Origin of the sequence: Reichenbachiella sp. (assembly GCF_965223055.1) — a bacterium.
Lineage (GTDB): Bacteria > Bacteroidota > Bacteroidia > Cytophagales > Cyclobacteriaceae > Reichenbachiella.
This window is the reverse complement of the sequence record NZ_CBDCVM010000012.1, coordinates 320,554-342,123: the sequence shown is the minus strand read 5'-3', so window position 1 is coordinate 342,123 and position 21,570 is coordinate 320,554. Positions and strand designations below refer to the sequence as shown.

Annotated in this window: 20 protein-coding genes and 1 tRNA gene; 10 read left to right on the top strand and 11 right to left on the bottom strand. The window is 38.8% G+C overall.

The annotated features are described in order from the left end of the window. The 6 genes from efp to ACOQO5_RS16760 all read left to right on the top strand — a co-directional run bounded on the left by efp (position 1) and on the right by ACOQO5_RS16760 (position 5,009). Positions 1–567 carry an elongation factor P gene (gene efp / locus ACOQO5_RS16785; RefSeq protein ID WP_420582847.1) on the top strand — a complete coding sequence of 189 codons (567 nt, stop codon included), beginning with the start codon at positions 1–3 and terminating at the stop codon, positions 565–567. Between the two features lie 166 nt (positions 568–733). Continuing rightward, on the top strand, positions 734–1,225 hold the full coding sequence (accB, locus tag ACOQO5_RS16780) for an acetyl-CoA carboxylase biotin carboxyl carrier protein (protein ID WP_420582846.1): 492 nt from the start codon (positions 734–736) through the stop codon (positions 1,223–1,225). A 27-nt stretch (positions 1,226–1,252) separates the two neighbouring features. Further along, positions 1,253–2,602: an acetyl-CoA carboxylase biotin carboxylase subunit gene (gene accC / locus ACOQO5_RS16775; protein WP_420582845.1), complete on the top strand. Its 1,350-nt coding sequence runs from the start codon at positions 1,253–1,255 to the stop codon at positions 2,600–2,602. A gap of 75 nt (positions 2,603–2,677) precedes the next feature. Next, a complete protein-coding gene (locus ACOQO5_RS16770) occupies positions 2,678–3,349 on the top strand; it encodes a hypothetical protein (protein ID WP_420582844.1) in 672 nt (223 codons plus the stop codon). A gap of 17 nt (positions 3,350–3,366) precedes the next feature. Continuing rightward, on the top strand, positions 3,367–4,074 hold the full coding sequence (locus ACOQO5_RS16765; protein WP_420582843.1) for an outer membrane beta-barrel protein: 708 nt from the start codon (positions 3,367–3,369) through the stop codon (positions 4,072–4,074). Continuing rightward, positions 4,071–5,009, top strand: coding sequence for a hypothetical protein (locus ACOQO5_RS16760; protein WP_420582842.1), 939 nt, complete (start codon positions 4,071–4,073; stop codon positions 5,007–5,009). Before ACOQO5_RS16765 ends, ACOQO5_RS16760 begins: the two co-directional genes overlap by 4 nt. A 49-nt stretch (positions 5,010–5,058) precedes the next feature. Here the strand turns inward: ACOQO5_RS16760 and ACOQO5_RS16755 are convergent, their stop codons facing one another. The 8 genes from ACOQO5_RS16755 to ACOQO5_RS16720 form a co-directional block, all read right to left on the bottom strand. Next, a complete protein-coding gene (locus ACOQO5_RS16755; RefSeq protein ID WP_420582841.1) occupies positions 5,059–5,871 on the bottom strand; it encodes a hypothetical protein in 813 nt (270 codons plus the stop codon). A gap of 13 nt (positions 5,872–5,884) precedes the next feature. Further along, positions 5,885–6,679 carry a hypothetical protein gene (locus tag ACOQO5_RS16750; RefSeq protein ID WP_420582840.1) on the bottom strand — a complete coding sequence of 265 codons (795 nt, stop codon included), beginning with the start codon at positions 6,677–6,679 and terminating at the stop codon, positions 5,885–5,887. Positions 6,680–6,683: 4 nt separating this feature from the next. Then, a complete protein-coding gene (locus ACOQO5_RS16745) occupies positions 6,684–7,724 on the bottom strand; it encodes a hypothetical protein (RefSeq protein ID WP_420582839.1) in 1,041 nt (346 codons plus the stop codon). A gap of 69 nt (positions 7,725–7,793) precedes the next feature. Next, on the bottom strand, positions 7,794–9,173 hold the full coding sequence (locus tag ACOQO5_RS16740; RefSeq protein ID WP_420582838.1) for a sensor histidine kinase: 1,380 nt from the start codon (positions 9,171–9,173) through the stop codon (positions 7,794–7,796). Beyond that, the gene (locus ACOQO5_RS16735) at positions 9,163–10,542 is read right to left on the bottom strand and encodes a sigma-54-dependent transcriptional regulator (protein WP_420582837.1); all 1,380 of its coding nucleotides are present in this window, start codon (positions 10,540–10,542) and stop codon (positions 9,163–9,165) included. Before ACOQO5_RS16735 ends, ACOQO5_RS16740 begins: the two co-directional genes overlap by 11 nt. Before the next feature lie 212 nt (positions 10,543–10,754). Beyond that, a complete protein-coding gene (locus tag ACOQO5_RS16730) occupies positions 10,755–11,156 on the bottom strand; it encodes a hypothetical protein (RefSeq protein WP_420582836.1) in 402 nt (133 codons plus the stop codon). A gap of 99 nt (positions 11,157–11,255) precedes the next feature. Next, positions 11,256–14,156 carry an aminomethyl-transferring glycine dehydrogenase gene (gene gcvP / locus ACOQO5_RS16725; RefSeq protein WP_420582835.1) on the bottom strand — a complete coding sequence of 967 codons (2,901 nt, stop codon included), beginning with the start codon at positions 14,154–14,156 and terminating at the stop codon, positions 11,256–11,258. Positions 14,157–14,519: 363 nt separating this feature from the next. Next, positions 14,520–15,800 (bottom strand): DEAD/DEAH box helicase, encoded by a 1,281-nt coding sequence (locus tag ACOQO5_RS16720; RefSeq protein ID WP_420582834.1) that lies wholly within the window; start codon positions 15,798–15,800, stop codon positions 14,520–14,522. 113 nt (positions 15,801–15,913) lie between these two features. On the opposite strand from ACOQO5_RS16720, the gene ACOQO5_RS16715 reads away from it, so the two are divergent. The 3 genes from ACOQO5_RS16715 (at position 15,914) to ACOQO5_RS16705 (ending at position 17,981) form a co-directional block, all read left to right on the top strand. After that, positions 15,914–17,254, top strand: coding sequence for a dihydroorotase (locus ACOQO5_RS16715; protein ID WP_420582833.1), 1,341 nt, complete (start codon positions 15,914–15,916; stop codon positions 17,252–17,254). 87 nt (positions 17,255–17,341) lie between these two features. Continuing rightward, positions 17,342–17,417, top strand: a tRNA-His gene (locus tag ACOQO5_RS16710). A 384-nt stretch (positions 17,418–17,801) separates the two neighbouring features. Continuing rightward, positions 17,802–17,981 (top strand): GIY-YIG nuclease family protein, encoded by a 180-nt coding sequence (locus ACOQO5_RS16705; protein WP_420583434.1) that lies wholly within the window; start codon positions 17,802–17,804, stop codon positions 17,979–17,981. Positions 17,982–18,087: 106 nt separating this feature from the next. Here the strand turns inward: ACOQO5_RS16705 and ACOQO5_RS16700 are convergent, their stop codons facing one another. The 3 genes from ACOQO5_RS16700 to cdd form a co-directional block, all read right to left on the bottom strand. Then, on the bottom strand, positions 18,088–18,861 hold the full coding sequence (locus ACOQO5_RS16700) for a DUF2490 domain-containing protein (RefSeq protein WP_420582832.1): 774 nt from the start codon (positions 18,859–18,861) through the stop codon (positions 18,088–18,090). Beyond that, complete coding sequence (locus ACOQO5_RS16695; protein ID WP_420582831.1) at positions 18,854–19,477, bottom strand: hypothetical protein; 624 nt, start codon at positions 19,475–19,477, stop codon at positions 18,854–18,856. The genes ACOQO5_RS16700 and ACOQO5_RS16695 overlap by 8 nt, the downstream gene beginning before the upstream one ends. 82 nt (positions 19,478–19,559) lie before the next feature. Further along, the gene (gene cdd / locus ACOQO5_RS16690; RefSeq protein WP_420582830.1) at positions 19,560–20,045 is read right to left on the bottom strand and encodes a cytidine deaminase; all 486 of its coding nucleotides are present in this window, start codon (positions 20,043–20,045) and stop codon (positions 19,560–19,562) included. A gap of 168 nt (positions 20,046–20,213) precedes the next feature. Here cdd and ACOQO5_RS16685 point away from each other — a divergent pair, with 168 nt between their 5' ends. Further along, the gene (locus tag ACOQO5_RS16685; RefSeq protein WP_420582829.1) at positions 20,214–21,545 is read left to right on the top strand and encodes a saccharopine dehydrogenase family protein; all 1,332 of its coding nucleotides are present in this window, start codon (positions 20,214–20,216) and stop codon (positions 21,543–21,545) included. Positions 21,546–21,570: the final 25 nt, after the last annotated feature.

Below are 21,570 nucleotides of genomic sequence, written 5' to 3'. Positions count from 1 at the left end.
ATGGCTTCAACCGCTGACTTTAAAAATGGCATGTGCATCGAATACAACAATGGGTTGTATTTCATTATCGAATTTCAGCATGTCAAACCAGGTAAAGGTCCAGCCTTTGTCAGAACAAAATTGAAAAACGTCAAAACTGGCAAAGTAGTCGACAACACTTTCACATCAGGTCATAAAGTAAATACCGCTCGTATTGAAAGAAGAAACTATCAGTTTCTATACAAAGATGACTTGGGGTATAACTTCATGGATAACGACACCTACGAACAGATCAATATCGAAGAAGAATTGATCGATGCTCCGCAGTTTCTTAAAGATGGAGAAAACGTTGACGTGATCTTTCATGCTGAAGAAGAAATGATTCTTGGTTGCGAACTACCTAACCATGTGATCATGGAAATCACGTATACTGAACCTGGATTGAAAGGTGATACAGCAACTAATGCTTCAAAACCTGCGACTACTGAAACAGGTGCTTCGATTCAGGTCCCTTTATTTATTGACCAAGGGGATGTAGTTAAAGTGGAAAGCAAAACAGGAAACTATGTAGAAAGAGTAAAGAAGTAATTCTTACTCTTTTTTTATAAGTATCGGCCAATTTTTATATCAGCTGATTCTCATTAATTTTAACTAAATAAAACAATTGAGGGCTACAATGCTCCTTTAAACATCACTAACTAATTGATTTGGTTTGATCGATCAAACTGAAGTAAAACGAATAAACACTTAGCAGATGAAGGTAAAAGAAATCAAAGATTTGATAGACTTCTTGTCTAATTCAGGGCTCGAAGAAGTAAAAATAGAAACTGAAGAGTTTAAAGTTAATATCAAGAGAAGCAACGAAACTCAGGTAATTGAAAGAGCCGTTTCAGCAGCACCTGCACCAGCACCTGTAGCTGCCGCGCCAGCAGCGCCAGTAGCAGCTCCGGCTCCGGCTGCTGCAGCCCCTGCCGCACCAGCTGAAGACAGTGCTCCAGCAGGCAACTATGTAGAAATCAAGTCTCCAATGATTGGTACTTTCTACAGAGCGGCAAACCCAGAGTCTCCAAATTTTGCAAATGTAGGTGACAAAATATCTGCAGGCTCTACTGTATGTATCGTAGAAGCTATGAAGCTTTTCAATGAGATCGAATCTGAAGTTTCTGGTACTATAGTAAAAGTATTGGTAGATGACTCTCAGCCAGTAGAATATGATCAGCCATTATTCTTGGTTGACCCGTCATAATTGATTTTTGAAATTAAAGACTGACACGTGTTTAAGAAAATATTAATTGCCAATAGAGGCGAGATTGCATTAAGGATCATTAGAACTTGTCGTGAAATGGGTATTAGTACTGTGGCTATTTACTCTACTGCCGACAAGGAAAGTTTGCATGTAAAATTCGCTGACGAAGCGGTATGTATTGGACCTGCTCCTAGTAAGGATTCTTACTTGAATATGAAAACGATCATATCTGCGGCAGAAATCACTAATGCAGATGCGATTCACCCTGGGTTTGGATTCTTATCAGAGAATGCTGAATTCTCTCAGCTTTGTGAAGAATACAACATCAAGTTTATCGGTGCTAGTGCTGATATGATCAGTAAAATGGGCGACAAAGCGACAGCCAAGGACACCATGAAAAAAGCTGGGGTTCCCACTATCCCTGGTTCCGATGGCTTGCTTAGTTCGGTAGAAGAAGGCAAGAAAATTGCCAAGCAGATCAAATATCCAGTGATCCTAAAAGCAACAGCTGGTGGTGGCGGCCGAGGTATGAGAATCGTAAAAGATGAAAGTGGTTTCCAAAAAGCCTGGGATGACGCTCGTCAAGAATCCAAAGCTGCTTTCGGAAACGACGGCATGTATCTTGAAAAATTCGTTGAGGAACCTCGCCACGTAGAAATTCAGATAGTTGGAGATAGCCGAGGAAGAGCTTGTCACCTTTCGGAAAGAGATTGCTCCATCCAAAGAAGGCATCAAAAACTTACAGAAGAAACTCCGTGTCCTGCAAAAAAAATGACCCAGGAACTTCGAGAGAAAATGGGCCAAGCAGCCATATTAGGAGCAGAAGCGATCAAATATGAGGGAGCCGGAACCGTAGAATTTTTGCTAGACAAGCATGGTGACTTCTTCTTCATGGAGATGAATACACGTATCCAGGTTGAGCACCCAATTACGGAAGAGGTTACGGACTTTGATTTGATCAAGGAACAAATCAAAGTGGCTGCAGGAATAGAAATTTCTGGTCAAAACTACTTTCCTCAATTGCATGCCATCGAGTGTAGAATTAATGCTGAAGATCCCGAAAAAGACTTCCGTCCTTCTCCTGGAAAAATTACACACTTGCATATGCCGGGAGGCCATGGTGTAAGAGTCGATAGTCATGTGTATGCAGGCTACACTATTCCTCCAAATTATGACTCCATGATTGCAAAATTGATTGTTTCAGCTCAAACCAGAGAAGAAGCCATTGTAAGAATGAAACGAGCTTTAAGTGAGTTTGTAATTGAAGGAATTAAAACGACCATTCCATTTCATATCAAATTGATGGATGATGAAATCTATAAATCAGGTCAATTCACTACTGCTTTTATGGATACTTTCGACTTGACTGATTTGTAATTATTTAATTCGACATACAATATTTATTTTAGTAACCACGCTATCCCTTAGCGTGGTTATTTTTTTGCTATGAAAATGAAATTTCTCCTTTTCCTATTTTTCAGTTCCTCTTTGCTGAATTCCAATCTTCAGGCACAAGACTCTTTGGCAAAGAAAAAAAGAGAAGTACACCTTGGGATTGGCCCAGCGTACTACAATGGAGACCTCGGCAAACCATATTCAAGTGGCTCACTTCTGTTCAATTTTGGTCTTAAACTAAATAAAGACAAAAAACTGAACGGCAACTTCAAAGTATCCATTGGATCCGTGACAGGCCAAGAACTCGATTATTCAACGATCGACAACAGTGGAGCCATCGCAACTCCCAATAGATTCTTTAGAAGTAACTTCTTTGGTTTAAATTATGAGGTGCAATACAATTTTGTTTTTAAGGAAAAACTGAATGTTTACGTATCACAAGGAATTGGACTGTTTAGATTTAATCCAAAAGATGAGAATGGTGATAGCCTAATAGATCAACCAAACACTAGACCTGTTGGCGAAACTTATCGAAACATGATCATCCAGCTGCCAACTCAATTAGGAGTTAAATACTATTTACCCAATGAGTTTGCGGTTGGTATTCAAGTTGGTTTCATCAACCCAATCACTGATCATTTAGACAATTTGAGTATTTGGGGTAAAAAAAATGGAAACGATAACATTCTATCGATTCAGTTTCAAATTCATGCGCCAATATCATTCTGAACTGTATGTTTGATTATATGAAAAATGTAAAGCCTTACCTTCTCATACTCTTCATCCTGATATGGGCCAGCGATTTACAGGCTCAGAAAGCATTAGGTATTGCTATAGGTTCTGTAACGAATAAATTTGAAGGTGATCGTGTAAGCAAATTTTTTGATGTGGGCTTTCGAATGCACAGTTCATTATTGGTTGGGCTTGTGCTTGATGTTCCGATAAAAGAAGATGTATACATCACATTTTCACCTGGATACAAAGAGATTTCAGGGACTATATACGAAGAAAATGAAGAGTATATTGATCAAATAGAACAAGGAATCGAAGAACCAAATGTACCTAGATTTATCGATGTTTCTTTTCTCGAAATAGACAACTTATCCTTACCCATACTTCTGAAAATAATTTCTGACAACAAACGATGGCAATTTATGGCGGGCATTGAGACGTTGTGGAATTTTAGATCTGAACTGACTATTCTTGATACTGGAGAACAAATCAATGTTCGTTCTTTTATGAAAAGTGTCAATTATACAGCCATATTTGGATTAGGCTATAGATTCAAAATAAAGAAGGCACGTTTTGCATTCGATTTAATGTATACACAAGGTTTAAATAATATGTCAAGTGGGCGGGAGTTGCCCAATGGCAGTGTGCCGAGAATAAAATCAACCACAGGAGAAACTAGATTGACTTGGTTTTTTCTGAATAAAACCGACAATAGCAAATGATCAAATCTATAGGGCTCCTTCTTGTTTGCATCGTAGGCAGTTTTCAATCTCTGTCCCAACCATCAAATTCGACCTTAAAAATACCAACACTCAATGATCATCTATATGTGAATTTTGAAGGAATGAAATCTCCTTATACAAATACTTCATTTTTCCTTGAATTGGGCCTTGGGGAATCGGGTGTATTTTCTACGGATGGGGTTCCGGTAGGAGATTCTACAATTTTTAATCTAAATGGCGAATTGCTATTTGTAAACCTGCGTTTCGGCTATACCCAACAAATCAAAAAATGGATTTGTTTTTTCGTAAATGCAAATTACTCAGCGCGCACAGGAAATAATGCGGAAAGTCTATTTATCAGTGGAGTCAATACACTAATCTCCATTGAACCTGGTATACTTTTCAAAATAAAACACACCAAAAAGCTATCTCTTTCAGGATATTTTAAACTTACTAACACTGAATCTAGTATTGTGGATATTCAAAGGTACTTTTCAGACCTGATCAAAGGAAATCCATACGCAGACATTACTCGTGATGTTCCCGCACTTAACGGAGGAGGTGGACTTGTAGCCTCCTATGCCATTGGACCCAGTCTGGCCTTCAATTTTGATGGTCAACTTGTTTATGGAGAAACATTAAAAAGAGAGTCTCCTTCTATGCAATACTTTGTAAGTTCTAATGTTTCTTTAAATTTCAAGAAATGGATCAATTTGCCCATTACTTTTATTGTAGGTGGATATGCTAATACTTTGACAAATGTATTTTCAACAGAAGGCAGTCTAACTTCTTCGTTTATGACAAAGTTGGCATACACAGGGTCTGACAGTTTTATTCTATCCATAGAAACTCAATCTGGGAGGACGCCGATAGAAGAAACCAATAATCGAGTACAACTCAAAGCAATATCTTTCGCTGCCAAGTTTTATTTTTAAAAAAAAGACAGCCCATAGACTGTCTTTTTTAAATACACTTGAAATATCCTTATCTACCCATGCTCTGCATGTTGATTTGCTGTTGCTTGTAACCCGCTGGCACTTTAAACTGATCAGCTGAAATATCTTTCTTGTTCAATGACTCTACAACATTTTCGTTGGTCGCCTTACCATCTTTGTAAGCAATTGTTTTGACAGGAATGCCATCTTTCAATATGGGGCTATTCTCATCGAAATTCAATTGCGAGAATGAGCCACCTGTTGGCAATAAAGCTACTACTTCCTGAAGGTTTTCCTTGAAGTAATTCATCATCTGCTTCATCACACCAAATTCACTTTCAGATACACCTAAAGTGTTATACGAAGCAATATTCAACTGCAACAATTTATTTCCTTCGTTAAGCCCATCGTACCCTACAGTTTTCCATGATCCTACTTTGTTATTCATTCCATTCACCTTATAGGTCATTAAATCCCCAGAATTTGGATTTAAAATCTGATCAAATTTTGCCTTTTGCTCAGCTGGCATGTTAGAAGCAAACTGCTGCATCATTTTTGCCATCATTTTTATTTGCTCTTTGAGTTGAAGTAAGGTCGGTTTGTCAAATTGATAATATTCTTTTCTTTTGTTATCTATGAATGTGAAAACCTCTGTTTTCCCATCGAATATAATTGAGCTATTATCTGCGCCGGAGTTTTTCACCAGCATTTTATCGGCAGTCAGAAATATTTCTGAAGTAGCCACCTTGCCATTTTCAAGTGTCTTTGTTTTAGATAAAATAAATATGCCGTCTTCTGCATTTGCAGACACACTCATACATACCATCAATCCAATTACGAATAGTCTTTTTATTGCTATCATTATATATAAATTTTTAGTCTTTATAGTTCACTGGTTCAAACGAAGTAAATGCCTCTTTTGGCACCTCATTCAATACTCTTATATCTGTCAGCTGGCCTTTTCCTCTTCCGCCTGACAGCATTATATTTCCATATTTTTTATAGCCTTCCCACGGCGTAATGAACGAAGGATGTGGCTGCTCAGAGGCCTCAAAAAATGCCCATTGGGTGATCAAGTTACTTTCTTCATCCACCCACACATTGTAAATATTGTTTGGTGTGTCGCCTACATTTTCAAAAGCCAATTGAAGCACGAAGGATTCTCTTCCTGTTTCTGTTGTATCATTTCCCAAATAATAAAGCGATACTCCTGAATCTTTCAGCTTATATGGCATTACCAACCAATACGAGTCATTGATCCAAATACTTTTTGCCTTCTTCAAATAGCCTGCCAAAGAATCAGACTCACTGATTTCAATTCCATCAATAGCTGCTCTTCCATTCATACTATTGATGTTGACTAAGAGTTTTTCATCGCAATCTAGGTAATCAATTCTTACATCTCCAGTATACTTATCCCAAAGTAATTGGCGTTTGCCAAAAAAAGTCCAACTTATATATCGCGTCTCATCCCAGGCTTTCCTACCTCCCATGGCAGTCATTACCTTATCCGCTATAACAATGGCTTCAGGATCCGAAGCTTCATAGTTAAACCCCTCAGCTGGGTGATTAACATCTTCATCAATCTTCAAATTGTTTTCTGGTTCACTTTTCTTGGCACCGCAAGCTGTCAATAAAACGAATACCATCACAACAAATAAATTTTTCATAGAGTTAAAAATTGTACATTTCTGTTTTCTTAAATACCATCCAAAGACTGAGTTTAACGATCTCTCCCATATTACGACATGTCATAAATTTAGGTTCATGATAAAACTCTGCTAAGTCTTTCTTCAACGAAGTCACATTTTTAGGAAACGATATAGTGTCATCTATCATCGCTCTCATCAAATCGACCACTCGATATTTTGCAACACGCAAACGATTGGCAATCAAAGACCTTTCCTCCTTTTGATACTGACGAACCGTCTCTGGAGTCATATGCTTTAGTCCCATATTTATGAGCGCATTGTTTTGTTTAAAATATTGCGGCAAGTAAATATTCTTCCTGCCCTCATATGACTGCTGGTCAAAATCAATAGCCTTCAGGCGATACGATATTTGTTCAAAATCAGGGATGATATTCACTACAAAATTACTAGAATGCATATCTCCCAACAGTCTCACAAAGCAACGTTCATTGAACTTGACAAACTCTTTAGCCAAACGAATCTCATTTAAGTTTTTGTCCTTGAGATATTCTTTGATAAACTGATCTCCAGGGATTCCTGCAATATGTTCTTCAATCAATGTGTTTTTATGCACCACATAATTGATTCTATTTGGGGAAAGCAGGTGCTCCAATTCTAGTCCATAAATTCGGGAAGCATCAGCGTTTTTGATGTAGAAATAATCAAAATTGTCATTGATACGATTGACAATCCGAACACGGAATGGTTTGGTATTGCCGTATTGGCAAATATCCACTCTCTCCACCATCAAGTGGTCCATCACACTTACATCTCCATCGGCCTTGATTTCAGAATAGATCTGTTTCAAATCATGATGAATCATGGCCATATCAGACTGTGGGTAGAAGACCGTTTCCCAAAGTGTATCAACTCCTTGGTTGTCGTAAAGCGGTATGGAATTATCATAACGCAATAAGGATTCATACTCGATGGGTACAGCGATCGTCCGCTTGTACTTATGCAAGTAGGTTCTCAGTTTTTGACTGATCGTAAACGGAATCTTTTTCTTACTAATAATCGCCATGACGAGGTAATCTAACCACTAATATAAATAGGGTAGTTACTTACCAGACGTATAAGATTGAAAATTATTCTATCTAGGGAAACTAAGTGTAAACTCGGTTCCCTCATTGACAACAGACTGAACGGAGATATTGCCATTGTGCTTTCGCATAATCTGCTTGGACAAGCTAAGACCAATTCCAGACCCAGATTTTTTTGTAGTAAAGAACGGAATAAAGACCTTTTTTAGGGCTTCTTCGTCAATACCAGTACCATTGTCTTTGATTTTTACTATGACACGGTCATCGCTCTCCACAGCAGCACATACAGAGATTTCCTTTGGTTTCTGCAGCTCATCATTCTCACCCATGGCCTGGATAGCATTTTTAATCAAGTTGATTAATACTTGTTCGACCTGTTCTTTATCTACCCGAACCATCAATTGTTCTGGCTCCACACTTAGGTTGATTTTAATGTTGTTTTGTTCAATGTCAAATCGAAGTAAATTCAATATTGGATTAATCAAATCACTGATCAATATATCTTCCAATTGAGGGATTGGAATTCTGGTCAAATTTCTGAAGTCACTCACAAATTTGATGAGACCTTCACTCCGCTTATGAATGGTCTGAAGCGCCATGTGAAAGTCAGAAAGATCATCTTTAGAAATATTCTCAACTTTGAAGTCATCGGCATATATCTGTGACTCCAATTCTGTTTCTACAGTGGCGGCCAACGAAGAAATCGGCGTCACCGAATTCATGATTTCATGCGTCAAGACCCGAATTAAGTTTTGCCAGGCATCCATCTCCTTTTCTTCCAATTCACTTTTAATATTTTGAATCGAAATCAATTTAAATTCTTCATCTCGCCGCATGAGTTCAATAGCATAAATTGCCAACTGAACTTCCTCTCCTTTCTTTTCGATTTTCAACAGGTCACGTCCACCTGTCTTCAGTTCCAAAAGACTATTCACTAGTTCTTCGCTAACACTATTCAGTTGCTTTACATTTTTCAAAAGCTCCACCCCTAATAGGGACTTAGCAGTAGAGTTTATGATCTGAATTTCACCAGACTTGTCAAATGTGATAATACCGATACCTACGTGTTGAACAATCGTTCTCAGGTAGTTATGCTGAGCTTCCTTTTCTGCTCTGATTTCGCGGAATTTTTTGATGACATTGTTAAACTGCACATACAAATCATCCATTGACGTTCCTGTCTTCTTTGTGGTATAAGTGTGGGTGAAGTCATCGTATTTTATGGAATTCAAGAAACCAGCCAATTCTTGATTTGTCTTATCCAAATACTTGATAAGCACGTAGATCTCATAAATCAACAGGGATCCAACTAACACTTTGGTAAGCGTATAGGAATCTGTATAAAATAGATCCACAAGGAGAATACAGGTACAAAAGATGAGAAGTACCCGTACTACAAGATTGACCTTGAAGTTATTGCTATAGGCCATGCTTTTCCAATCGGCGATAAAGTGATGCTCTGGTAAGACCTAGTTCTTTAGCGGCTTTTGAGATATTTCCATCGTGGCGATCAATGGCCTTTTTGATTACATTTTTCTCTACTTCATCTAAGTTGAATGTATCGGAATCTCCATCAGATTGCCCTTCTGGCTTATGGTTCAAAAAGAAAAAATCATCAGGCGTCAATGAAGATTCATCACTCATAATCACTGCTCGTTCGATCGCATGTTGCAACTCTCGGATGTTGCCGGGCCAATGATACTTTTGTAGTTTTTTCAGCGCAGCAGCTCCAATTTTCTTTCCGCTTTTTCTGTATTTGGCGCTGTAGGTTTTCACAAAATGATCTGCAAGCAACGGTATATCTTCAAGTCGCTCGCGCAATGATGGCAGATGAATTTCAACAGTATTTATTCTATACAATAAATCTTGTCGGAACGTAGAATCCTCCACCATGTCATATATAGGCATATTGGTTGCGCAAATCAACCGGATATCAATATTGGCCGGTTTGTTCGCTCCGATTTTTGTTACCTGACGATTCTGAATCACTGTAAGTAGTTTAGATTGTAGAGGCATGCTCAGGTTGCCGATCTCATCTAAAAAGAGTGTGCCTTTGTTAGCCACCTCAAATCGACCAGTACGGTCTTCCTTTGCGTCTGTGAAACTTCCCTTTTTGTGTCCGAACAGTTCACTTTCAAATAGCGTCTCGGTAATGGCTCCCATATCCACACCGACAAAGACATTGTCCTTTCTTAGAGACTGCATGTGTATGGCTCTTGATATCAATTCCTTCCCCGTTCCATTCTCTCCTAAGATGAGAACATTTGCATCGGTCTGGGCCACTTTTTCAATGATCTTGAATACATCTTTGATCGCCTGGCTTTCACCAATAATTTCTTTGAACGGTTGGTTGATTTCTTCCTCTAATTGTTTTTTCGCAGACTTTAGTTGGTCAACCTCTTTGTAGGATTTTTTAAGTTTTACTGCGGTATTCAGTGTGGCTAGTAATTTTTCGTTTTGCCAAGGTTTCAAAACGAAATCAGTGGCGCCTTCCTTCAGCGCTCTTACTGCCATCTCCACATCTCCAAACGCGGTGATCAGAATCACTACAGCCTTTGGGTCTCGTTCTAATATTTGCTCCAGCCAATAAAAACCCTCCTTACCACTAGTGATGTCCTTACTGAAATTCATATCCAATAAGATCACGTCGTATGTATCGTTATTCATTAAGAAAGGAATCTTCTTAGGATTCTTTTCAATGATTACGTTTTTCGCATGTTTTTTCAACAACATTTTGGCCGCAAACAATACGTCCTCATCGTCATCTATAATTAATATATTTCCTAGTTCTTTTTCCACGGTTTTTTCTTTATTGGTCTTGTACTATTCAGAATATGTGCCAAACATATAAATACAGGTCAGCAGCAATTAAAGGACATTTTCATTTATACTTTAATAAAAAAGCGATCCATATTGAACAAAAAACTGTATCAATATCGGACACAATATAAACAAAAAAGTAACGGGAAAAGGATATGCTTTAAGTGATTACCGGGAAAAGTTAAGATATCTTAGAGGTTGATCTTTTTGGTGAGGTTTTCTTTACCGGATTTGACTTTGATCACAAATATTTTTGATTTGATTTCATCGAACTGATATTCCAATTCTGAATCTTTGGCTTGCTTTACGCTTTCCTTCAAAATTAAATTACCAATCACATCATAAATCTTAATGTCCAGGTAATCAGAAGGCTGGTTGATGAATTTAACCTTAAAAGAGTTGTCACCTACCACTGAAAGCTCATAATCCAGAGGCTTGACGGCCAGCTTACTGTTATAATTTAACGTACTCTCCTCTGGCCTTGTAAAATTCAAAGCAGTCTTCTCTTCATCAGCCACCACTGCCTCCTGCCCAATGAGCACTGAGCAACAGATTAAGACTAACGTGAAAAAGAGAAGTAAAGGTTTTTTCATTGATTGAATTTAAAAAAAGATCAAGCCAAAACCTTGCCAAGCTAGGCTTTAACTTGATCTTATAATGATATATTTTGAAATGCGGTTGCCCGCTTCAACTTATGCTTCTACTACCTCTTCAAATTCCTCCACAGGAATACAACTACAGAACAAATGTCTATCTCCGTAAGCATTATCTACTCTTCCTACAGAAGGCCAGAATTTATTCGTTCTGAGGTATTCTAAAGGATAAGCGGCCTCGGCTCTGGAATAACCATGGCTCCATTCTTCAGACAACACTGCATCTGCTGTATGGGGAGCATTTTTGAGCACATTATCATTTGCATCCATGGTTCCATTTTCTACAGCCTCTATTTCCTCTCGGATTTGCAACAAGGCATCACAGAACCTGTCTAATTCTTCCTTATTTTCACTTTCAGTAGGTTCGATCATTAGCGTACCAGCTACTGGGAATGAAACAGTAGGCGCATGAAATCCATAATCCATTAGTCGCTTAGCAATGTCTTCCACTTCAATACCAAATGATTTGAACGCTCTACAATCCACGATCATTTCGTGTGCACATCTTCCATTGACACCTGTGTACAGGATTGGAAACTTGGACTCCAAACGGGTCTTGATATAGTTGGCATTCAAAATGGCCATTTTCGTAGCATTCAACAATCCATCAGGGCCCATCATAGCCACATATCCATAAGAGATAGGTAATACACCAGCACTACCAAATGGTGCAGCAGAAATTGATGAGATGGCTTTTCCATTATCGATATCAACTAACGGGCTGCCAGGAAGATAAGGTGCCAAATGTTCAGCCACGCCAATTGGCCCAATTCCTGGACCACCTCCACCATGTGGAATAGCAAAAGTTTTATGTAGGTTCAGGTGACAAACATCTGCACCAATATGACCAGGGCTTGTCAAGCCTACTTGTGCATTCATATTGGCACCATCCATATACACCTGGCCACCATTTTGATGAATAATATCACAGATTTCAATTACACTTTCCTCAAAAACACCGTGAGTGGAAGGGTAAGTAATCATCAATGATGATAAAGTGTCTTTGTATTGCTCAGCTTTCGCCTTCAAATCTGCTACATCAATATTTCCTTTCTCATCGCACTTTACAATCACCACACTGTTTCCTGCCATTACAGCACTTGCTGGATTTGTACCATGCGCAGAAGATGGAATCAATGTCACGTTTCTGTGACTTTCTCCCTTATCCTCTTGATATGCTTTGATAACTAATAATCCAGCATATTCTCCTTGAGCTCCAGAATTTGGCTGAAGCGATGTAGTATAGAAACCTGTGATTTCTGACAACCATTCTGTTAAGTTAGTGATCAATTCTCTGTACCCTTCTGTCTGATCTACCGGAGCAAACGGATGCATTTGAGCAAACTCTGGCCAAGTAATTGGAATCATTTCTGAGGTAGCATTCAACTTCATGGTACAGGACCCAAGTGAAATCATAGAATGTGCCAATGACAAGTCTTTGTTCTCCAATCTCTTCAGGTACCTGAGCATTTCATGCTCAGATTGATATTTTTGATAGACTGGGTGCTCCATGAATCCAGATGTTCTATCAAAGTCTCCATTGAACTCAATTTCAACATGATTAGCAGCTTCAACAACTGCAGTCTCTTCAATTACTTTGCTACCAAACTTTCCAAAAATAGAAACAACCTCTACTAGTTCAGCTACAGTATGCGTTTCGTCAAAGGCTACTCCTATTGAACCATTATTGTAATAATTGAAATTAATGCCACGAGACTCAGCTTCTGTTCTCACCTTGTCTTTGGTTGAGTCATCTACCTTGATATTCAAAGTGTCGAAAAAGACCTGATTTTTCTGCTCAAACCCCATCTCACCAAGGTACTGGCTGGCTAGTTGAGCCAGTCCATGAATTCTTGATGCGATTCTCTTCAATCCATTTGGACCGTGATATACTGCATACGCACCTGCAATTACGCCAAGCAAGACCTGCGCCGTACAAATGTTGGAAGTGGCCTTCTCTCTTCTGATGTGCTGCTCTCTGGTTTGTAAAGCCATCCTGTAAGCTTTATTGCCATGGCTATCCTGAGAAACGCCAATTATTCTGCCAGGAATCTGTCTCTTAAAATCTTCCTTCGTCGCAAAAAATCCAGCATGAGGTCCACCGAATCCCATCGGCACGCCAAATCTTTGCGTAGTTCCTATCACTACATCGGCTCCCATTTCTCCTGGAGGGGTAAGCAATACCAAACTCATGAGGTCAGCAGCTGCCGTAATGAACACCTTGTTTTCTTTAGCTGCAGAAAACAGTGACCTATAGTCTTCTACACTTCCTTCTGAATTTGGATACTGCACAATAAGTCCAAAAAATTCAGGAGAAGCGATATCAATGTTCTCGTACTTATCTACAACCAATTCTATACCTAAAGGCAATGCCCTGGTCTTGAGTACATCCAGAGTTTGTGGAAAAATTCTTTCGTCCACAAAATATTTTTGCGCAGATTTTTTATCCTTTTTTCTAAGCGAAAATTGCATAGACATGGCCTCCGCTGCTGCAGTGGCTTCATCCAAAAGTGATGCATTTGCAATCTCCATTCCTGTGAGGTCAGAAACCATGGTCTGGAAATTAACCAGTGCTTCTAGCCTTCCTTGTGCTATTTCTGCTTGATAAGGCGTATAAGCAGTATACCACCCCGGATTCTCCAAAATATTTCTTTGGATAACTGCCGGAGTCACACAGTTGTAATATCCTAACCCAATAAATGATTTGAAAACCTTATTCTTAGATGCAATCTCTTTTACTGACCTTACATAGTTAAATTCATCCAGCGCTTCTGGAATATTTAGATCAACTCTTTTTCGGATATTTTCTGGAACTGTCTGGTCAATTAAATCATCTACAGAATTGACACCTATGGTGTCGAGCATCTGTGAAATATCTTCTTTGGATGGCCCATTGTGGCGGTGCTGAAAATGGGTGCGCTCGTTAAGATTTGCTATCATTTTGGATTCGTGGTTTACGCTTTTCAAACAAATTATTTTCCCTACGAAAATTTGCGCAAATCTAATCTGAATTAGTCAAAAAAATACGAACTAATACCCTTAAAATGATACTTTATTGTCTTCTGTAAATTGTGTGATTTAAGGCTGGAATTTTAGAGGAGAGGAATCGATACTTGTGGGATTAGGTACCGATGTACCTATTCCCCACAAGATCTTTTCAACCAGCTATGGAAAGAAAGACTATTTAATCCATCTTTCTGTAGCAATAATAACCTCTTTCTTTATTCTGTTAAATTAAATTCTATGAATCAAAATGTTTTTTCGACGAATCTGTCAATTTCATAGACGAATGAATGGAATTAACTAGCGCCGTTTTTTAGCCTTTTTCGACTTATTCTCTTTTTTGTCATGAAAAGCCCCTTGATAGGTAGGGTCTAGTTTCTTTTTGCGGTAGTCAATTTCTCTTAATTGCTCTTGTTGCTCAACAAATGGAGTCTTTTCTATTTCAACCTCAGTAGGAATGGATTCCAATTCGATTTTTTTATCAATTAACTTCTCAATTTGCTTGATATGATACTCTTCAGCCTGATTAGCAAATGTGATGGCTATACCTGTATTCTCAGCTCTTCCCGTCCGGCCAATTCGGTGCACATAATCTTCATAAATTAATGGCACATCAAAGTTGATCACATGGGAGACCATACTCACATCTAGACCTCTCGCAGCTACATCTGTAGCAACGAGAATTTTAATCTCTCCATTTTTAAATGATTCAATAGAATTCAGTCTGGTATTTTGAGCTTTGTTACCATGAATCACCTTTACTGACTTGGTGATTTTTCTTTCAATAAACTTGAATATATTATCAGCATTAGCTTTTGTTTTCACAAAAATGATGACTCTTGTTAGTTCTTCCTTCGCTAACAAAAAGTCCAGCATGTTGATTTTGCTCTTGAAATTAGGGACTAAATACAAGGACTGTGTAATTGTATCAACGGTAGACGACTGCGGGGTAACTTCCACTTTTTCTGGAAATTCCAAGAACTCAGCGGACAGATTTTCAACAATTGTTGACATGGTAGCGGAGAAAAGCAGGTTTTGCCTTTTGACAGGAATGATTTCTAAAATTTGTCGGATTTGTGGCATAAACCCCATATCCATCATTTTATCAGCTTCATCAATAACTAAAGTCTTTAGTTGCTTAGTAGTGAAAGCTCTTTTACGATAAAGATCCATAAAACGACCTGGCGTAGCCACCAAAATATCAATTCCTTCTGCTAGTTTTTCTTCCTGGGCTTTCATGCCCGTACCCCCATAAATCGCCGTATATCTCAGATCTACATAAGTCGAGTATTTTTTTATGTTTTCATTGATCTGTAAAGCCAACTCTCTGGTAGGTGCAAGAATCAATGCTCTTGGGTCTTGCCCTTGGGCATATTTTAGTTTCATCAACAATGGCAAAACAAATGCAGCTGTTTTACCTGTACCAGTCTGTGCTATACCCATTACGTCGTGTCCAGCAAGCACCAGCGGAATGGCTTTCTTTTGTATTGGTGTTGGTGAAGCGTACCTCGCCTCTTCAACAGCATTGAGAACTTGCTTATTGAGCTTAAAATCTGAGAAATTTTCGATGTTATTCGCCATGGATAGCAATTAGAAGCGGAAGCCAATTAATTTTGTCCTGCAATTTATCAAGATTCATTCGATTCTTGATGTTAATTGCATCAAACAGACTTTCATCGCATAAAATCAGAAGAATGGCTAAATACACGCTAATCAAAAACGCAAAAATGGTAAATGAAGGAGCAATACTAGCTCACGATGTATTAATCAAAGATCAGCGTATAGAAAAAATAGGTTATGGTCTTTCACATGAAACGGCAGAAGTAATAGATGCTGATGGTAAGTTTTTACTTCCTGGGCTTATCGATGACCAAGTACACTTCAGAGAACCAGGGTTGACTCACAAGGCCAACATCTACACGGAAAGTAGAGCGGCAGTAGCAGGAGGAATTACTTCTTTTATGGAAATGCCCAATACTGTTCCAAATGCGCTGACACAAGAATTACTACAGGACAAATATGACATTGCTTCCAAATCGTCCTTGGCTAATTATTCTTTTTTTATGGGCGCCTCTAATGACAACATAGAAGAAGTGATGAAAACGAGTCGTCAGGACGTGTGTGGGATCAAAGTTTTTATGGGGTCTTCCACAGGCAATATGCTGGTAGACAATGAAAAAACGCTAACTGAATTATTTTCTCGAGCGGAACTAATCGTAGCAGCGCATTGCGAAGATGAAAGCACCGTAAGAGCCAATACGGCATTATTCCGTGAGAAATATGAGGATAAAATTCCATTTACTGCTCACCCTTTGATCCGAAGTGAAGAAGCTTGTTACCTTTCTTCTTCTAAGGCAGTCGCATTAGCCAAGGCCAACAAAACTAAATTTCATGTGCTACATATCTCAACTGGAAAGGAAACCGAGCTTTTTGACAATTCTATTCCCTTAAAAGACAAGTTAATCACTTCAGAGGCCTGTATACATCACATGTGGTTTACCGACGAAGACTATTTAACAAAAGGTGGATTGATCAAGTGGAACCCAGCGGTAAAAACAGCCTTTGACCGAGACACCATCTTTCAAGCGATGCTAGATGATAAAATCGACGTAATAGCTACAGATCATGCGCCACATACCATAGAAGAAAAAGACAATGGCTATTTAAACTGCCCTTCTGGTGGGCCATTGGTTCAGCATGCTTTGCCCGCTATGCTTGAGCATCACCTGAATGGAAAGATCTCTTTAGAACGGGTAGTGGAAAAAATGTGCCACAACCCTGCCATTTTATTCGAAGTAAAAGAAAGAGGGTACATCAGAGAAGGCTATTATGCTGATTTGGTATTGGTTGACACAAACGACAACTGGACTGTTCAAAAGGAAAACGTACTTTCAAAATGTGGCTGGAGTCCTTTTGAAGGACAATCTTTCCGAAGTAAAATCACCCATACTTTCGTCTCCGGGCACTTGGCCTATGCCGGTGGTGAGATGAACGAAGGGGTGAATGGCACGCGCTTATCCTTCGATAGAAAATAAATGCAAGATTAGTTTTGGAAATTAAGAATACAAATTTCTAAATTTGCACTCCTTTTTAAGGGATCGACCAACGGGTTGATCAAAAATGGTGATTGTAGTTCAGTTGGTTAGAACGCCTGATTGTGGTTCAGGAGGTCGCCGGTTCGAGTCCGGTCTTTCACCCAGAAAGCTTCACAGAAATGTGGAGCTTTTTTCATTTTAGAGAGTTGGATCTAATGGTAGTTCAGCAGGTCGCCGGACTAGGCGTCCCCGTTGACTCCGGTCTTTCACCCAGAAAGCTTCACAGAAATGTGGAGCTTTTTTCGTTTTAGAGAGTTGGATCTAATGGTAATTCAGTAGGTCGCCGGACTAGGCGTCCCCGTTGACTCCGGTCTTTCACCCAGAAAGCTTCACAGAAATGTGGAGCTTTTTTCGTTTTAGAGAGTTGGATCTAATGGTAGTTCAGTAGGTCGCCGGACTAGGCGTCCCCGTTGACTCCGGTCTTTCACCCAGAAAAGCAGCATTTGAAATTCACTTGCTGCTTTTTTTTATGTCTTAATTCGTTTACATACTCTACTCCAAATCTCTGGACAAATTCTACAAAGGCCAGTCCTCAGATCTGGACAATAGACTTTTTCGCCACAATGCCAAACAAGATACTGCTACTAAAAGCGGAGCGCCTTGGCAACTCCTTTGGGCCACAGAAAAGAAATCTAGGTCTGAGGCACTGACTCTGGAAAAAAGTTGAAAAACCTGTCAAGAGACAGACTGATCCAGTTTATGAACAAATACAAAAGCGAACGTGATTCAGGAGGTCGTCAGATTAGGCAACTCCTTTGACTCCAGCCTTTCTATTATAAGTAATAAGTAGCCTTAAGACTCAAAATATTTTCATGACTACTGAATGATTCCTCGATCTGATTTCTAGAATGCTGTCGATAATAGGACATGATCAGTTTCCATTGATCGCTTAACCTATAGCTCAATCCACACTCCAACCGTATTCGATTCGAAAATCGTTCTCTTTCATTATCCTGCTCAACCAAAAAAGCCTCTAATGACACCAACAAATTCAACGATTTATTCATAGTTGGGCTTTTTTGTGTCAAAGCCATGATCATACCTAATTTGTTGCGGACACGTAGCGAACCAGAGTTTAATTCAGATGAACTGAAATAGAGTTGTCTCCATTCAAATTTTAAATGATCGTATAATATAAACCTACCTCTATTTAAAAAATCCCATTTAGCACTTAAAACCGGCCTTAATTCTTTTCTGCTCAAAGTATCATTTTCATTTGTTAAGAGGCCTTTTAGTTCACCTCTCAATTCTAAAGTAGGAATTAACAAATAACCCACTTCAACACCTGCAATCCAGTTTTTCCAATCGTTTTCACTTTGATACTCACCCTGGTACTCAAGTTCGCCATTTATTATAAAATTTGACTTCGTATTATATACTACCTGCCCGGCAAGCCATATTTGATCTGTATGCTCTTTAGTTTGAGCATTCACATTTGTACATGTGAGACTGTATAGTAATACAGCATTTCCAAATAATATAAATGCTAGTCTAAACATGGCTCTCCATTCATCTTCCCAATGGAAAATCAAATATTCTTTATTCAATTATTCCGTCCTTGACAAGGGCATTCACGAGCATTTTCGAATAGGTTTTTGTAATACTTTTTGAAGGGTCTGTGATCTCACTTTGAGAAGCCCAAATTAATGCTTCTTCTTTGTTTCCACCTTCCTTCAATTCATAAAAATGGTTTTCAAGCAAATAGGTTGTTGATTCTGAATAGTAGCCAGGATCATAGTACCCAGGGCCATATCTATAACCATAGTATCCACCAAAACCATATCCATATCCACCGTACATATAAGTGCTAGTGCCATGATTATAGTTTATAGACTTTTCTTTATCAACCAATGCTACAGCAATCACAGCATCTACTCCTTCCTTTAATAAGACATTCGCTATCTCTTCAGGCTCCAGGGATTCTGCTTGCATCGGATTAAGAATGGACATACCTGAAACTGCGGTTATTCCTCTATCTCCCAGGTATTCCACCATCGTATCCTGAAACCCTATAGCAGTTTGAAGATTTCTGCCACTAGAAAAAATTGCAATTTTCTTATAATTCGTAGATTCATAATTTGGCTTCGTCCATGTAAAAGACAATTTTGGCGCACATGATCCGATGAATAAAAGGGTTGCAATTACTGCTATTTTATATTTCATAATTAATAAAGTTCAATACTATTTTATCAGAAAGAGTAATACTCATTCAAATCTACTTGGAAATTAGGAAGGAGCCACATGTTTACCCATTCAAACTCTTTGAATCAAAACCAAAGGGCAATAAATCTCCTACTGTTGTTTTCAAAATTTTATCATTGGGTTGAACAAAGAGTAATTGAATAGGCTTCTTTTGTTTACTTTCATATTCCATCATGGCTTGTCTGCAGTTACCACAAGAAGAGGCCATAACGAAGTCATTCGCTCCAAGAGGCTTGGCTACAATGGCGATCTTTTTTATGTCAGCCTTTGGATAGTTCGACCCTGCGCTAAAAATAGCCACACGTTCGGCGCATAACCCAGAAGGGTATGCCGCATTTTCCTGATTGCTGCCCTTTACAATCACTCCGCTTTCCAACAAGACTGCAGCCCCCACATGAAATTTAGAATAAGGTGCGTATGCTTGATCCAGCATTCCCTTAGCTTCATCAACTAGTGCCTTCTCGTTTGAATTCAATTCCGAATAATCGAATACCTCGGCTTGTATCTGCTGAATAATTTTTTTGGCCATGGTCGGAAATATGGGTTTAAATGCACTAAAGCAATGTGGACAATTTAATACTTATTTTTTTAACTAAATGTTTTGTTAGTGGGCTTGAAAATCAAATAATTTGCTCTTTTTTAAACCAACCCAAGACTTAAAAACAGCACAATACCCAAAAACGTAATACAATAAAAAATGAAAAAAGTACTCGTACTTGGTGCAGGAAGATCTTCTTCTACATTGATAGAATTTCTACTAAAACATGCAGAGCCAAATAACTGGCAAGTGGTGGTGGGAGATCTAGATGAGTCTCTGGCCAAAGAAAAAATCAAAGATAATTCACGGGGAGAAGCCATATCTTTTGACATATTCAAAGCTTCTGATCAGGGAATATTAACCTCAGGTTTTGATTTGGTTATTTCCATGATGCCTGCTTCTTTTCATATTCATGTAGCAAAAATATGCGCGGCTAATGGCATCAATATGCTTACAGCTTCTTATGTTACAGAGGAGATTAAAGCGCTCCATGACGAGTTTGAAAACAATGGAGCAGGATTGATCATGGAAATGGGACTAGACCCAGGCATTGATCATATGTCTGCGATGAAGGTACTAGACAGAATTCGAAATGCAGGACACGAGCTGCAGGCCTTTGAGACATTCACAGGTGGTCTTTTGGCCCCCAGTGAGGACGACAACCCTTGGGAATATAAGTTTACCTGGAATCCGAGAAATGTAGTATTGGCCGGTCAAGGTTTTGTTAAATTTATTCAAGAAGGGCGATACAAATACATTCCATATCAAAGATTATTTAGAAGAACAGAAGTGATTCATATCCCAGAGTATGGATACTTCGAAGGGTATGCCAACAGAGATTCTCTGAAGTACCTTGACGCCTATAAATTGAGAGGAATCAAAACACTCTATCGAGGCACTTTGAGGCGAGTGGGATTCTGTAAAGCCTGGGACGTCTTTATCCAACTTGGTGCTACAGACGATACTTATGAATTGCATGATGTGTCCAAAATGACTCATCGACAGTTCATAAACTCATTTTTGTCTTACAACCCTGATGACTCAGTAGAACTGAAATTGGCCCACTATCTGAATCTTGATTTAGAATCTGATGAAATGTTTAAGCTCAAATGGCTCGGCATGTTTGAAGATGAATTGGTCGGATTAGAAAAGGGAACCCCTGCTCAGATATTAGAACATATACTTAAGAAAAAATGGACCATCTCACCGGATGAAAAGGATATGATTGTCATGTGGCACAAATTCGTATATAATGAAGGGAATGAAACGAAACAAATTCAATCCTATATGGCGATAGAAGGTGAAGACGCAATCAATACTGCCATGTCAAAAACAGTTGGCCTGCCTCTCGCGGTATCTGCCCAACTCATTCTTCAGGGTAAAATGAGTCCAAAAGGCGTTCATATACCTACGGAAAAAGAAATCTATGAGCCAGTACTAAATGAACTTGAATCTCATGGGATCACATTTAAGGAATGTGAGATTGAGTAATTCAAAGAGTCTGCTAAAAAGGCCT

What these genes read in the sequence shown, in the direction of transcription:
- efp (WP_420582847.1), top strand. Translation starts at nt 1, where the DNA reads ATGGCTTCAACCGCTGACTTTAAAAATGGCATGTGCATCGAATACAAC.
- accB (WP_420582846.1), top strand. Translation starts at nt 734, where the DNA reads ATGAAGGTAAAAGAAATCAAAGATTTGATAGACTTCTTGTCTAATTCA.
- ACOQO5_RS16770 (WP_420582844.1), top strand. Translation starts at nt 2,678, where the DNA reads ATGAAATTTCTCCTTTTCCTATTTTTCAGTTCCTCTTTGCTGAATTCC.
- ACOQO5_RS16765 (WP_420582843.1), top strand. Translation starts at nt 3,367, where the DNA reads ATGAAAAATGTAAAGCCTTACCTTCTCATACTCTTCATCCTGATATGG.
- ACOQO5_RS16760 (WP_420582842.1), top strand. Translation starts at nt 4,071, where the DNA reads ATGATCAAATCTATAGGGCTCCTTCTTGTTTGCATCGTAGGCAGTTTT.
- ACOQO5_RS16755 (WP_420582841.1), bottom strand. Translation starts at nt 5,871, where the DNA reads ATGATAGCAATAAAAAGACTATTCGTAATTGGATTGATGGTATGTATG.
- ACOQO5_RS16750 (WP_420582840.1), bottom strand. Translation starts at nt 6,679, where the DNA reads ATGAAAAATTTATTTGTTGTGATGGTATTCGTTTTATTGACAGCTTGC.
- ACOQO5_RS16745 (WP_420582839.1), bottom strand. Translation starts at nt 7,724, where the DNA reads ATGGCGATTATTAGTAAGAAAAAGATTCCGTTTACGATCAGTCAAAAA.
- ACOQO5_RS16740 (WP_420582838.1), bottom strand. Translation starts at nt 9,173, where the DNA reads ATGGCCTATAGCAATAACTTCAAGGTCAATCTTGTAGTACGGGTACTT.
- ACOQO5_RS16730 (WP_420582836.1), bottom strand. Translation starts at nt 11,156, where the DNA reads ATGAAAAAACCTTTACTTCTCTTTTTCACGTTAGTCTTAATCTGTTGC.
- gcvP (WP_420582835.1), bottom strand. Translation starts at nt 14,156, where the DNA reads ATGATAGCAAATCTTAACGAGCGCACCCATTTTCAGCACCGCCACAAT.
- ACOQO5_RS16720 (WP_420582834.1), bottom strand. Translation starts at nt 15,800, where the DNA reads ATGGCGAATAACATCGAAAATTTCTCAGATTTTAAGCTCAATAAGCAA.
- ACOQO5_RS16715 (WP_420582833.1), top strand. Translation starts at nt 15,914, where the DNA reads ATGGCTAAATACACGCTAATCAAAAACGCAAAAATGGTAAATGAAGGA.
- ACOQO5_RS16695 (WP_420582831.1), bottom strand. Translation starts at nt 19,477, where the DNA reads ATGAAATATAAAATAGCAGTAATTGCAACCCTTTTATTCATCGGATCA.
- cdd (WP_420582830.1), bottom strand. Translation starts at nt 20,045, where the DNA reads ATGGCCAAAAAAATTATTCAGCAGATACAAGCCGAGGTATTCGATTAT.
- ACOQO5_RS16685 (WP_420582829.1), top strand. Translation starts at nt 20,214, where the DNA reads ATGAAAAAAGTACTCGTACTTGGTGCAGGAAGATCTTCTTCTACATTG.